10 protein-coding genes and 1 pseudogene are annotated in these 12,961 nt (G+C 70.1%); 5 read left to right on the plus strand and 6 right to left on the minus strand.

The features are described 5' to 3' along the window. Positions 1-256 precede the first annotated feature (256 nt). The gene (locus I6J71_RS00860; protein WP_204092963.1) at positions 257-1,015 is read right to left on the minus strand and encodes a maleylpyruvate isomerase family mycothiol-dependent enzyme; all 759 of its coding nucleotides are present in this window, start codon (positions 1,013-1,015) and stop codon (positions 257-259) included. Positions 1,016-1,236: 221 nt separating this feature from the next. Here I6J71_RS00860 and I6J71_RS00865 point away from each other — a divergent pair, with 221 nt between their 5' ends. Beyond that, positions 1,237-2,439, plus strand: coding sequence for an IS110 family transposase (locus I6J71_RS00865; protein WP_239154345.1), 1,203 nt, complete (start codon positions 1,237-1,239; stop codon positions 2,437-2,439). 210 nt (positions 2,440-2,649) lie between these two features. On the opposite strand, the gene I6J71_RS00870 is transcribed toward I6J71_RS00865, so the two are convergent. Together I6J71_RS00870 and I6J71_RS00875 are read right to left on the minus strand one after the other, a co-directional pair. Then, positions 2,650-3,222 (minus strand): dihydrofolate reductase family protein, encoded by a 573-nt coding sequence (locus tag I6J71_RS00870; protein WP_204092964.1) that lies wholly within the window; start codon positions 3,220-3,222, stop codon positions 2,650-2,652. A 19-nt stretch (positions 3,223-3,241) separates the two neighbouring features. Further along, positions 3,242-4,243, minus strand: a complete 1,002-nt coding sequence (locus I6J71_RS00875; protein WP_204092965.1) for a small ribosomal subunit Rsm22 family protein — start codon at positions 4,241-4,243, stop codon at positions 3,242-3,244. Between the two features lie 156 nt (positions 4,244-4,399). Here I6J71_RS00875 and I6J71_RS00880 point away from each other — a divergent pair, with 156 nt between their 5' ends. The 3 genes from I6J71_RS00880 to I6J71_RS00890 are packed head-to-tail and all read left to right on the plus strand — an operon-like array spanning position 4,400 to position 6,489. After that, entirely contained in the window at positions 4,400-4,828 is a 429-nt protein-coding gene (locus I6J71_RS00880) for a YciI family protein (RefSeq protein WP_204092966.1), read from the plus strand. Next, positions 4,828-5,184: a YciI family protein gene (locus I6J71_RS00885; RefSeq protein WP_204092967.1), complete on the plus strand. Its 357-nt coding sequence runs from the start codon at positions 4,828-4,830 to the stop codon at positions 5,182-5,184. Before I6J71_RS00880 ends, I6J71_RS00885 begins: the two co-directional genes overlap by 1 nt. A 54-nt stretch (positions 5,185-5,238) precedes the next feature. Beyond that, on the plus strand, positions 5,239-6,489 hold the full coding sequence (locus tag I6J71_RS00890) for an RNA polymerase sigma factor (RefSeq protein WP_204092968.1): 1,251 nt from the start codon (positions 5,239-5,241) through the stop codon (positions 6,487-6,489). Positions 6,490-7,854: 1,365 nt separating this feature from the next. Here the strand turns inward: I6J71_RS00890 and I6J71_RS00895 are convergent. From I6J71_RS00895 to I6J71_RS00905, 3 genes and pseudogenes are all read right to left on the minus strand, one after another. Then, entirely contained in the window at positions 7,855-8,724 is an 870-nt protein-coding gene (locus I6J71_RS00895; RefSeq protein ID WP_204092969.1) for a nuclease, read from the minus strand. A gap of 110 nt (positions 8,725-8,834) precedes the next feature. Further along, positions 8,835-9,588 (minus strand): annotated as a pseudogene (locus I6J71_RS50235) (L-lactate permease); the annotation flags it as partial. Positions 9,589-10,495: 907 nt separating this feature from the next. Continuing rightward, positions 10,496-11,218, minus strand: a complete 723-nt coding sequence (locus tag I6J71_RS00905) for an IclR family transcriptional regulator (protein WP_370542267.1) — start codon at positions 11,216-11,218, stop codon at positions 10,496-10,498. Positions 11,219-11,578: 360 nt separating this feature from the next. Between I6J71_RS00905 and I6J71_RS00910 the strand changes: the two genes are divergently transcribed. Next, positions 11,579-12,961, plus strand: coding sequence for a cell wall metabolism sensor histidine kinase WalK (locus tag I6J71_RS00910; RefSeq protein WP_239154348.1), 1,383 nt, complete (start codon positions 11,579-11,581; stop codon positions 12,959-12,961).

The raw sequence follows: 12,961 nt of genomic DNA on the forward strand, positions 1-12,961 counted from the left end.
CAAGTCCCTTCATCCGTGGTCGGCTCGCCACCCGAGTCTCGGGCCCAGCCGCTGGGTGGTCATTGTGTCGATCGTGCTGTGCCCGGCGGTCTTGCGCCTCCTGCGCGGGTCCGAAGTGCCTCGGCCGTGAGGCTGACCTCGGCTGTGGGCGAACTGCCGCCCAGCCCGCCGGCCGTACCGAGCCCGGGTGCCGCGAGCACGCCGCCCCGGCCGCGCCGGAGCTCCGGCCGACCCGTGTGATCGCGCGGCCTCAACTTCAGCCGAAGCTGACGAGCGACAGCCACCGGTCGAGGAAGTCCGTGTCGCCGGTGCGCTTCGCGGTGCCGGCAGGAGCGCGGCCGTAGACGATCAGCAGCAGGTCGGTCAGCGGGGCTACGACGGTGACCGCCGGGTGGTCGACGGGCCCGGGCCGCCAGGCGGGCAGCTCGCCGGTGAGGTCGACCGTCCACGAAGCCGCGTGGTCGGTCGGGGCGAGGTGGATCGTGTGGCCCGGACTCTGGAGTGAGCGGCGCTCGGGGAAGTATTCCAACATCACCGCCAGCGAGCCGAGTTCGAGCCACTCGTCCATCGTGTCGCGGGCGGTTTCGGCGTCGAGCTCGAACGGCTGCCCGAGGGCGAGCGCGACGTCGGCCCGGTGCATCGCCGTCTCGTGCAGGAAGCGCCGCGCGAAGAACGCGGCCCTCGGCGGCCCCGCGGGCACCGGGGTCCACACCACGGCGTCGGGGCCGGCGGTCCGCAGCGTCGCCGCCAGGTGCGCGGCGCCCGCGGTCAGCCACTCACCCGGCCGCACCTCGTGGCCGGGGTTGCGCAAGTAGTCGTCCGACGGCGGTTCGGGCTCGCCGCCGCGCACGATCTGCTCCGCGTAGCGGTGTCCCGCGCCGACGTGGTTGAGCAGCTGCCCGAGACTCCAGTCGGGGCACGCCGCGATCCGCGTGGCCAGGTCCGCGCCCTGTGCGGTGGACCGCAGCAGCTCGGTCTGCTCCACGATCCCGGCGACGCGACGTTCGAAATCCATGACGTGTCCTACCTTCTTTGTTGGGTCTGAACTGGTCATTCGTAGGATCGGTGGGCCCTGGGGCTCCGGGTATGGCTTGCATGGCGTCGCCGTTGGCAAGGCTGAAAGGACTTGGCCGCCCGGTCCCTCGCGACGACTCGACCGCTAATTGGGATACGCGTTGATCGCTGTGTAGGACATCGTCGGCGTGGTCGTCTGTGGGTGAACTGTTCTGGTGAGTGATGGAGGTGGTCGTGCCCCGAATCTGGGCCGGCGTGGACATCGGCAAGGAACACCACCACTGCGTGGTGATCAACGACGACGGAGAACGGCTGTTGTCCCGGCGAGTCCAGAACGACGAAACTGAACTGCTGAACCTGATCGCCGACGTCGCGGCCGTCGACACCGACGTGCTGTGGGCAATCGACCTGAACACCGGCGGTGCCGCGCTGCTGATCGGCCTGCTGGTCAACCACGGTCAAGAACTGGTCTACATCACCGGGTTGAAGGTCCACCGCGCCGCCGGAACCTACCGAGGCGAGGGCAAGACCGACGAGAAAGACGCGTTCGTCATCGCCGATCAGGCCCGCGTCCGCCGCGACCTCGGCCCGCTGCGGGCCGGGGACGAACTCGCGGTTGACCTGCGGACCCTGACCAACCGGCGCACCGACCTGGTCTGCGACCGCACCCGGGCGATCAACCGTATCCGCCACCAGCTGCTGGAGTACTTCCCCGCGCTGGAACGCAGCCTCGAGTTGTCCCGCAAAGGACACCTGGTGCTGCTGACCGGCTACCAAACCCCGGACGCGATCCGGCGTCTGGGCGAGCAACGCCTGATCCACTGGCTGCACAACCGCAAGGTCCGCAAAGCCGACACGGTCGCCCACGCGGCGATCGAAGCCGCCGCCGCGCAACAAACCACGCTGCCCGGGCAGAAACTCGCTGCCGCGATGGTCGAACGGCTGGCCAAGGGGGTGATCGCCCTCAACACGGAAATCGCCGAGCTCGACGCGATGATCGAGGAGCGATGTCGCCGGCACCGCTACGCCGACGTGATCCTCACCCTGCCCGGGTTCGGCCCGACCCTCGCCGCGGAATTCCTCGCCGCTACCGGCGGGGACATCGCCGCGTTCGGCTCGGTCGACCGTCTCGCCGGCTACGCCGGGCTGGCTCCGGTTCCCCGCGACTCCGGCCGGATCCGCGGCAACCTCAGGCGGCCTCGCCGCTACCACCGCGGTTTGCTGCGGGCCTGTTACCTCGCCGCCTCGGCCAGCCTGCCCGGCTGCCCGATTTCCAAGGCCTACTACCGGCGCAAACGCGCCGAAGGCAAACGACATGAACAAGCGCTGCTCTGCCTCGCCCGCCGACGCCTGAACGTCCTGTGGGCCATGCTCCGCGACAACGCCAACTACCACGCCTCACCCCCGATCCCAGCAGCAGCGTGACTTGACAATCCCCATTGGGAAGTCCTTTCCCGTTCGGTTCACGAGGGAGTCGGAACCGCACCGGCGGACCGGACACGGGACGTCAAGAACGTTCCGGAACCGGGTCGAACGCGATCGACCGGGGCCAGGCCCACGAGGGCTCGACCCCCGCGGGCCGTTCGCGAAGCGCCGTCGAACGCGTCCGCACCCAGGGACAGCCGCCGCGGCGGGTCAGCGGACGACGTTGTACGTCAGGTGCGTCATCGTCGGTGTGGCCACCACGTCGGTGCGCTCCAGCGCGATGTGGCGTTCGGCCAGGTCGCCGAACAGCCGCACGCCCGCGCCGAACACCAGGGGCACCAGGTGGATGCGCAGTTCGTCGACGACGCCGAGCTGCAGGCACTGGTCGATCGGCGAACCGCTCATCAGCACGACGTCGAGGTCGCCCGCGGCCGCTTTCGCTTGCGCCAGCGCACTTTCCGGGCCGTCGGTGACGAACGTGAACGTGGTCTTGCCCTGCACCCGCGGTTCGGCCGCGCGGTGGGTGAGCACGAACGACGGCCGCTCGAACGCTCCGTCCGGGCCCCATATGTCGATGCCCATGTCGAACGTCGTGCGCCCGAGCACGAACGCCCCGGTACCGGTGAAAAACCCGGCCATCACCTGGTGGTCGACTTCGTTGCCGTGGGCCATCCACGTGTGGAGCAGATCGCCGTCGCGCCCGAGCCGGTGCTCGGTGTTGGTGCCGGGCCCGGCGACGACGCCGTCGAGCGACATGCTGATCTCCGCGATGACCTTCCCCATCGGCCTGCTCCTTCGTGGTTCAGCTGCCGGCCTGCTCTGTCGTGGTCCAAGGGTCGCCCCACGAAGCGTCGCGGGCCGCGCGGTAGCGGGGACCGTGGCGTTTGGACACCGTGACCCCCGGCGCGAGGCCCTCCACGGTACACAAATCCAGCTGTACGAAGCCCTTGTGTTTGCGGGGGTGCCGCAGGATTCGCGCGGCGGGCCGGTCGAGCGCGGTGCCCAGCGGCGCCGTCGCGACGTACGAGAACTTCTCGTCCTCGAACCCGAGCGTGCCCGACTTGATGCGCCGGTGGACCCCGGAACGCGGCAGCCGTGCCGAGAAGTGGCACCAGTCGTCGCCGGGGACGATCGGGCACTCGCCGTCGTGCGGGCACGGCGCGACCACCGCGTGGCCCAGCTCCCGCAGCACGTCGCGGGCGGCGCGGATGCTCGCGAAGCCGGCGGGCGTGCCCGGCTCGATCAGCGCGACCACGCCGGCCGACGCGGCCAGCCAGCGCACCACGCCGGCGCGCTTGGCTTCCGGCAGCTCACCCAGCACGTACGACAGCGTGACCAGATCCGTTGCCGGCAACGGCACCGATGGGTCGATCAGCCCGCGCTGCCACGTGGCACCGCGCACCGCCGGCTCCTCGGCGGTCGCCGCCAGCTTGCGGCCCAGCGTCACCGCGCCCGCGACTTGTTCGACGACCGTGCACTTCTCCAGCGCCGGCCACACGCCGGCCGCGGCCCAGACCGCCGCGCCCGTGCCGCCGCCCACGTCGAGCTGCGTGCGGGGCGCGAACGAAGGAGCGGCCGCGGCGACCTCGCCGAGCACGGAGCTGACCGCCGCGTACGTCGCCGGCATCCGGTAACCCGCGTAAGCGGCGACGTCGAGCTCCGAGGCGAGGATCGGCGCAGTCGCGGAGTCGCCCGAGCGGTAGCGCGAGCTGAGCTTGTCGACCGCCTGGGCGAGCCGGGATTCGGGGAACCGGCCCAGCTCGTCGTCGAGGGCGGTCCGCAGGTCGTCGGGGAGGTGTGCCACGACCACAAATTCTCTCACGCCCGATTTGTCCCCGAGCTGACGCCTGACCTGCTAGTTTCGGCGCCTGGAAAAAAGTTCGGGCGCCTTGTCGATCCAGTGGCCGCCCGTTCGACGCAGGGGTGAAGACAAGCCGAACACAGAGAGAGGATCTCCGAAATGCGGTTCATGGTGATCATGAAGGCCAGCGAAGAGTCCGAGTCCGGCCAGCTGCCCAGCACCGAGATGCTCGCCGAGATGGGCAAGTTCAACGAGGAGCTCGTGAAGGCCGGCGTGATGCTCGCCGGTGAGGGCCTGACCTCGAGCGCGGACGGCGCGCGGGTGCGCTTCTCGGGCAAGTCCGAGCCGACGGTGATCGACGGACCGTTCGCCGAGACCAAGGAGCTCGTGGCCGGCTTCTGGATCCTGCAGGTCCGCTCGAAGGAAGAGGTCATCGAGTGGGTCAAGCGCGTGCCGAACACCGACGGTGCGCACCACGAGATCGAGATCCGGCGCATCGCCGAGGCCGAGGACTTCGGCGACAACCTGACCCCGGAGCTGCGCGAAGCCGAGGAGCGGCTGCGTGAGCAGGCGGCGAAGAACGCCTGATGCGTTTCCTGGTGATGATCAAGGCCAGCGCGGACTCCGAAGCCGGGGTCCCGCCGAGCCGCGAGCTCGTCGAACAGATGGGGAAGTTCAACGACGAGCTCGCGGCCTCGGGCTACCTCGTGGCGGCCGAAGGACTCACCCCGAGCTCGGCAGGCGCGCGATTGGTCTACTTCGACGGCGATCCCGAGCCCCAGGTGGTCGACGGGCCGTTCGCGGAGACGAAGGAGCTCGTGGCCGGGGTGTGGATCCTGCAGGGGGAGTCGCTCGCGGAGATCGTGGAGCTGCTCAAGCGCGCGCCCAACCCCGAACTGCGGCCGGGCACCGTCGAGGTCCGGCCGCTGTCCGAACCGCTCTGACCCGTGGCTCGCCCGAGGCTTGCCCTCGGGCGAGCCAGCCTGTCTGATGGGCTCGTGGACACGCACGGTGCCGTGGAGGCGGTCTGGCGGATCGAGTCCGCGCGAGTCATCGCTGGTCTCGCGCGGATGGTGCGCGACGTCGGGCTCGCGGAGGAGCTCGCGCAGGACGCGTTGGTCGCCGCTCTCGAGCAGTGGCCGGAGACCGGTGTGCCGCGCAACCCCGGTGCGTGGCTGATGACCACGGCCAAGCGCCGTGCGATCGACCAGTTCCGCCGCAACGAAACCTTCGGCCGCAAGCTCGAGGAGATCGGGCGCGACCAGCAGCTCGGCGAGGGTGTGCTGCCGGACTTCGACGCCGTGCTCGACGAGGAGCACATCGAAGACGACATCCTGCGGCTCGTGTTCACGGCGTGCCACCCGGTGCTGGCGACGCCGGCGCGGGTCGCGTTGACGCTGCGCATGCTCGGTGGTCTGACCACCGACGAGATCGCCCGTGCGTTCCTCGTCAAGGAGTCGACGGTCGCGCAGCGGATCGTGCGCGCGAAGAAGTCGCTGGCCGACGCGAAGGTGCCTTTCGAGGTGCCCGTCGGCGAAGAGCGGCGGGCGCGGCTTTCCTCCGTGCTGGAAGTGATCTACCTGATTTTCAACGAGGGCTACTCCGCCACCCGCGGCGACGACTGGATGCGCCCCGCCCTGTGCGAAGACGCGCTGCGGCTCGCCCGCGTGCTCAGCGGGCTGATGCCCGACGAGCCGGAGGTGCACGGCCTCGCCGCGCTGCTCGAGATCCAGGCGTCGCGTTCGGCCGCGCGCACCGGCCCGGGCGGCGAGCCGGTTCTGCTGCTGGAGCAGGACCGCGGCCGGTGGGACCAGCTGCTGATCCGCCGCGGGCTCACCGCGCTGACGCGCTCGGAAGAACTCGCGGACGGCGCGTACGGGCCGTATTCGGCGCAGGCCGCGATCGCCGCGTGCCACGCTCGCGCCCGCACCCCGGAAGAGACGGACTGGACGCGCATCGCCGCGCTGTACTCCGGCCTCGCCCAGCTCACGCCGTCGCCGGTGATCGAACTGAACCGCGCGGTCGCCGTCTCGATGGCCGACGGCCCGGAAGCCGGCCTGCAACTCGTGGACAAGCTCTTGGACGAACCAGCGCTCAAGAACTACCACCTCCTGCCGAGCGTCCGCGGCGATTTCCTGGTGAAACTGGGCCGTCTGAGCGAAGCCAAGGCGGAATTCGAGCGCGCCGCGGACATGACCGGCAACGAACGCGAACGCACCCTGCTCCTCAACCGCGCGGCGGCTTGCTGATCGGGCGTCTGTGTGGCGGTGTGCGGTGTTCGGTGTCCTGTACGGGGTTGGCGGGCCGTTGTCCGGGTGCCGGGCGGTCGCCGTTGCGCTGGTGGCGGCAGCTCGGCGAGCTGGAAGCTGCCCGGCGGTTTGCTGATCGGGTTTTGCCGCTGTGTGGCGGCATTCTCCGTTGCGCGCGCGGCTGACAGGCCGTTGTCCGGGGAGCAGGCGACCTGCCTTGCGCCGGTGGCGGCAGGCCGGTGAGCGGGAAGCTGCCCGGCGGTTTGCTGATCGGGTTATGCCGCTGCGTGGCGGTGTTCGGTGTCGTGTACGGGGTTGGCGGGCCGTTGTCCGGGATGCCGAGCGGTCTTCGTTGCGCCGGTGGCGCCAGGCCGGTGAGCGGGAAGCTGCCCGGCGGTTTGCTGATCGAGTCTGCCGCTGTGCGGCGGCATTCTCCGTTGTGCGCGGGGTTGGCGGGCCGTTGTCCGGGATGCCGAGCGGTCTTCGTTGCGCCGGTGGCGGCAGGTCGGCGAGCTGGAAGCTGCCCGGCGGTTTGCTGATCGGGTTATGCCGCTGCGTGGCGGTGTTCGATGTTGTGCGCGGGGTTGGCGGGCCGTTGTCCGGGATGCCGAGCGGTCTTCGTTGCGCCGGTGGCGCCAGGCCAGGGAGCGGAAAGCTGCCCGGCGGTTTGCTGATCGAGTCTGCCGCTGTGTGGCGGTGTTCTCCGTTGTGCGCGGGGTTGGCGGGCCGTTGTCGGGGTGCCGGGCGGTCTTCGTTGCGCCGGTGGCGGCAGGCCAGGGAGCAGGCAGCCGCCCGGCGGCTTCCTGATGGGGCGTCTGTGCTGCGGTGCTCGGTGTTGTGCGCGGAGTTGGCAGGCCGCTGTCCAGGGAACCGACGACCTGCCTCGCGCGGACGGCGGCAGACCAGGGAACAGGAAAGCCGCTCGCCGGCTCGGGATCTGTTACCGGGGTACGAAACGCTGCTTGTGGCGCCAACCGTACTGGTGATTCCGAGGCCTTTCCGGCCCTGGACAACCGATTCCCTATCGCCGGCCGGGCCCGACCCCGGGAACCTCACCCGACAGGATCCCGGCCACCGTCTGCCGGGACATAACCGCGACCGAACGCACCCAAACTCGGCCGAACGACCCCGCAAGACCTCCAACCGGGATACTCCGAAGGCCTCACACAGTTGCTCACCATGGACCAGCAGCAGCGGTCATAACCCCATTCCACCAACTGCCGGCCCATCCCGGCCGGGAGAAAAGTCCCCCGCCCTCCCAAGGGGGCGTCCCACGTCCATTCTATCCGCCACCCCCGACAAATCCGGCCGCGAGTCGAGATGGCCACGAGTTGTCCACAACTCGCCCGCCCTGTGGACAACTGCTCACGCTTCGACGAAAACGATGCGTTCCGGTGGCACAATGAGTTTCACGGTCTGGCGCTTGACTTCGACGAGCGTGGCGAGTTCCGTTGACTGTCCATCCGGGACGGTGAACAGGCGGTCGTCGCGGGTGTCGAGGAAGTGTGCGAAGCCGGCGAGGGACACGCCGCCCGTCTCGTCGAGCGCGAGGTAGTCGGCGAGGCGGCGGAAGAGCTTGGGCAGCAGCACGAGTTCGTCTTCCAGTTGCGCGCGGGAACGCAGCCGGAAGCCCGCCGTCGTCACGTCCGAGGCCCACACGCCGCTGCCCGAGGCGCGTGCGGCTTCGGCTGCCTCGGCGAGCGATTGGCGCAGATCGACGTACAGCAACGAGTAGAAGGTGGGGTAGGTGAGGCCTTCGGAGACGAGCTGGTAGTTCACAGAGTTCTTCAGCGCTTTGACGTCGAGGAACACCTCGCTGCCGTCGACGGAGCGGCCGGGCCGCTGGCCCGGGAAGGCGAACGCGACCGCGCGACCGTACTTGTCGGCGAACCTCGTGAGGATGTGCCCGGCGACCTTCTCCGGTTTCGCGGACGTGACCGCACCGCTGTCGTCACGGGTCACGGAGGTGAAGCCGAGGAGTGCGACGAGCCGATCCGCCGCTGCGCCGCCGAGCGAGGCGGGCTGGTGCAGCATGTCACCACTGCGGGGGCGGTAGTGCGTCTCCAGCGCGTCGATTGCGTCGAGGCGCAGCTGCATGCCGCCGCGGGAGTTGAGCCGCACGCGGAGGCCGGCCTTCTTCGTCGCGTCGGGGTCGTCGGGGTAGAACCGCACGGAGTCGCCGTCCGGTGCGGCACCGAGGAGCTGGAACGTGCCTTTGATCAGCGTCAGTGGCATGTGTTCCACGGTAGGTCGCGCGGCGGCGGAGGTGCCCGGTTTTCATCCGGACAGCCCAGCAACCGCCCACAGTGGACGGTTACTGGCTGACCGGAAACGCGGGAAAGCCGTCAAGGGATCATGAACTCGAGCACGGTGGCCTGCAGCAGCGAGATCACGCCGACCACGGCGGTGCGGGCGAGCGACCACAGGAAGGTCTGGCGCAGCAGTGATCCTTCCTTTCCGCTCTGCCCGATCGCCGTCGCGCGATCGACAGGTTCTGCGGTGAGATCATCTTGCCCATCACGCCGCCGGAAGTGTTGGTGGTGCCCGCCAGCACGGGGTCGAGGTGCAGCTGCTGCGCCGAGATCACCTGCATGGGCCCGAAGAGGCTGTTGGTCGACGCGTCGGAACCCGTGAGGAACACGCCGAGCCAGCCGATGTACGCGGAGAAGATCGGGAACAGGACACCGGTGGTCGCGAGCGCGAGGCCGAGCGTCTGCGTGGCGCCGGAGTAGTTCATGACGAACGCGATCGCGAGGATCATGAAGATCGTCGCCAGGGCCCAGCGCATCTGGTGCAGCGTGTCGCGGTACGTCCGGAGCAGTTGCTTCGGCCGGGCGCCCATGGCGAATCCCGCGATCACCGTGGCGATCAGGGCGACCGTGCCGGGGAGAAGAGGAAGTCGACGGTGAACGTGGCCGCGTAGGGCGTGTTCTTCGGCGTGATCGGCCCGTGCTGGATCACCTGGTTGTGCAGACCTGGACAGGCGAAGACCCAGTCGGCCTTGTGGAGGAGCTTCGTGAGGTCCAACCACACGGGCAAGTGCGTGAAGATCGTGCCGATGCGGGAGAGGAAGATCGCGATGATCAGGATGATGTAGGGGCCGCGGGTGGGCCGGGCCGGAGTTGGGGTTGGTGGCGGTGGTGGGTCGGGGTGGGAGTCGATGCGGTGTCGGCGCGGCAGCCGGTCAGGAGCTGGGTGGGTCCTGGCGGCTGCGAGATGCGCGGGTCGGGCTCGGATTGGTTGCCGATTTGCGGCGGGTTGCGAACAGAGTGAGCTGGGACTGCGGGCTGCGGCGTACCGGAGGCAGGCGGGGTCGGGCTTGTGGGTGGGCCGGGCCGGAGTCGGGTTGGGGTCTGCCGGTCGCGGCGGGTGCTGGCCGAGATGGGTTGGTGTCGGTGGCGGTGGTGGGTCGGCGTGGGAGTCGATGCGGTGTCGCCGCGGCGGGCGATCAGGAGCTCGGTGGGTCCTGGTGGCTGCGGGATGCGCCGGTCGGACGCGGATCGGTCTGCCGGTTTTGCCGCGAGTCCCAAACGGAGTGAGCTGGGACTGACGGCTGCGGGGTACCGGAAACCAAGACGGGCCGGGCTTGCCGGCGTGGTGGGCCGGGCCGGGTGGGTTGACGTTGCCGGTCGCTGGTGGGTGAGCGGGGCGGATCTGGTTTGGTCGGTGGTGTGAAAGGGGACGGGTCAGGTGCGGTCGGTGGTGGGTGAGCGGGCGATCGGGTGGTCGATGGGCGCCGCCACAGCGGTGCGCGCCTGTGGTAAAGGGCTGCCAGTCCCGGAGCGCGAGCCGAGCCGGCTGTCGGTGGGGGTAGGGCTGTGGCGGGCCGGGCTGTCTGCCGCGGAAGAGCCGGGGCGAGCCGCCGGCCGTGGGGTGCTGGGCCGGAGGAGTGCCGTTGCCGGTCGCGGGATGGCTTGGCCGGCCGCGGGGTCGCCGGGCCGGGCAGGCAAAAGCCAATAGCCAAAAGGCAAAAGCAACCAGGCAAGCAGCCAACCAGGTACGCGGGCTAGCGGCTGCGGACGTACCCGAGCCGCAGCGACAGGGCAGCTGCCGCGCCCGCGACCGTGGCGCCGAGTTCTTCGACGCGGCGCAGGACGCGCGGCGCGGGGCCGGCGACGCTGATGGCGGCGATCGGGCGCCCGGAGTGGTCGCGGACGGCCGCGGCGACGCAGCCGACGTCGGGTTCGTTTTCGACGTCGTCGACGGCCCAGCCGCGGCGGTGGGTGCGGGCGAGTTCGTCGAGCAGGCGGCTGGGGTCGTTGATGGTCTTGAGGGTGAGGCTGTCGAGCTTCATGCGGCGGACGCGCTCGACCCGGTCGTGCTCGGGCAGCGCCGCCAGCCAGGCCTTGCCGAGCGACGTGGCGTGCTGGGGGCGGCGCGTGCCGAGCCGGCAGGCCAGGGTCACGGCGCTGGCGCTGCGCTCGGTCGCGACGTAGACCATCGTGTCGTTGTCCGGCACGGCGAGGTACGTCGTCTCGCCCGAGCGCTCGGCGAGCGACGCGAGGTAGCGCGGCGCGCACCGGTGCAGGTCGGTGGCGGCCATCGCGCGCGCCCCGAGCTCGACGAGCCGGGTGCCGAGCCGCACGCGACCCGTGACGCTGTCGGCCTCCAGGTACTCCAGCCGTTTCAGCGTGCCGACGATCCGGTACGCCGCGCTGCGCGAAAGACCCAGTTGCCTCGCGATCGCATTGGTGGAAATCTCCTGGTGCTGCCCGACGTGTTCGAGCACCGCGAGCCCGCGCTCGAGGGTGCCGCTCTGGTCCAGTGTCCGTTCCGCCACGTCGTCCGCCCCTTCACCCGGTTCCCGCTCATCGGCACGTGTTTCCGGTAAGCGGGGTTGGACGCTAACAGCTCCGATCTAAGTGCGAAAGATCTTCACCTACTTTCGTATTGCTCCTGGTCAAGGACTCCCCGAATGGTTCAACCTCCGATCGATAGGACAGCTAACAAACTATTTTCGCGACGCCGACCATGCTCTCAGGGAAATCACAGCGCCACCCGGGCACGGTTTCGCCGATGGTCCCACTGAACCGAAACCGGCAGCCGCTCGGTGACAGTGGATTCACATCGAGCTCGTTACGTTGCGTACGTGAAACTGCTCGCTGTGACCGGCGTCCGGATGCGGACCACGGCCGTCGCGGTGCTGGCGCTCGCGCTGGCCATCGCCGCGGCCTGCGTGGTCGTGGTCCTGCTGCTCGACGAGTCGCTCGACCGCGGCGTGACGGAGAGTGCACGCAGCACCGCCCGCCAGGTCGCCATCCAGCTCGTGCGCGAGGGTTCGAAAGACCTCTCCTCCAGCGACGTCGCCAGCACCGGCGACACCGAGGCCGTCACGCAGGTGCTCGACCGGCGCGGCACGCCCATCGCCGGCGATCCCGCCATCGTCGGGCACCCGCCGCTCACCGGAGCGCACCCGGCGCCCGGCCGCGAAAGCGTGCAAACCCTCCCGCTCGGGCTCAACGGCGACGGCGACGACTACCGCGTCGTCTCCCAAGGCGTGAGCGGTCCCGGTGGTCCCTACACCGTCATCTCGGCCCGCTCGCTCGAACCCGTCACCGAAGCGTCCACCCGCCTCACGCTCCTGCTCGGCCTGATTTCCCTGCCGTTGCTGGCCATCGCGGGCTTCGCCGTCTACCGCTCGGTCGGCGCCGCGCTGCGGCCGGTCGAACGGATGCGCCGCACCGTCGCCGAAATCTCGACTCGCGACCTCGCTGCGCGCGTGCCGCTGCCGCCCGGCCGGGACGAGGTGCACCGCCTCGCCGTCACCCTCAACGAAATGCTCGCCCGGCTCGCCTCCACCCAAGCCGCGCAACGGAGGTTCGTCGCCGACGCCAGCCACGAGCTGCGCTCCCCGCTCTCGACCATCAGCACCGCGCTCGACGTCTCCGGCCGTCATCCCGAGACGACCGGTGAGCTCGTCCCCGTGATCACCCGCGAAACCGCGCGGCTGCGCGAACTCGTCGACGACCTCCTGATGCTCGCCCGCACCGACGACACCACCGACCGCCCCGCGAGCACCGAAGTGGACCTCGACGACATCGTCCGCGCGGAGGCCGAACGCGTGCGCGCCGAAGGCCCCGTCGAGATCGAAGTCCGCGCCGGCCCCGCGAAAGTCCGGGGCAGCGAAGCGCAACTGCGCCGGGCCGTGCGCAACCTCGTCGACAACGCGCGCGGCCACGCCCGCGAGCGCGTCCGCATCGCCAGCTGGGTCCACCACGGAGCCGCGGTCGTCGAGGTCAGCGACGACGGCCCCGGCGTGCCCGCGCAAGATCGGGAACGGGTCTTCGAACGGTTCGTCCGCCTCGACTCGTCGCGCCAGCGCGACCACGGCGGCACTGGGCTCGGCCTGCCCATCGTCGCGGGGATCGCCGCGCGGCACGGCGGACGCGCCCACTACGCGGACGTGACCGACCCCAGCTACCCCGGCGCGCACTTCCGCATCGAGCTCCCGCGAATCGAGGAGGACCGCTGA

This window comes from Amycolatopsis sp. FDAARGOS 1241, from assembly GCF_016889705.1.
Taxonomy (GTDB): domain Bacteria; phylum Actinomycetota; class Actinomycetes; order Mycobacteriales; family Pseudonocardiaceae; genus Amycolatopsis.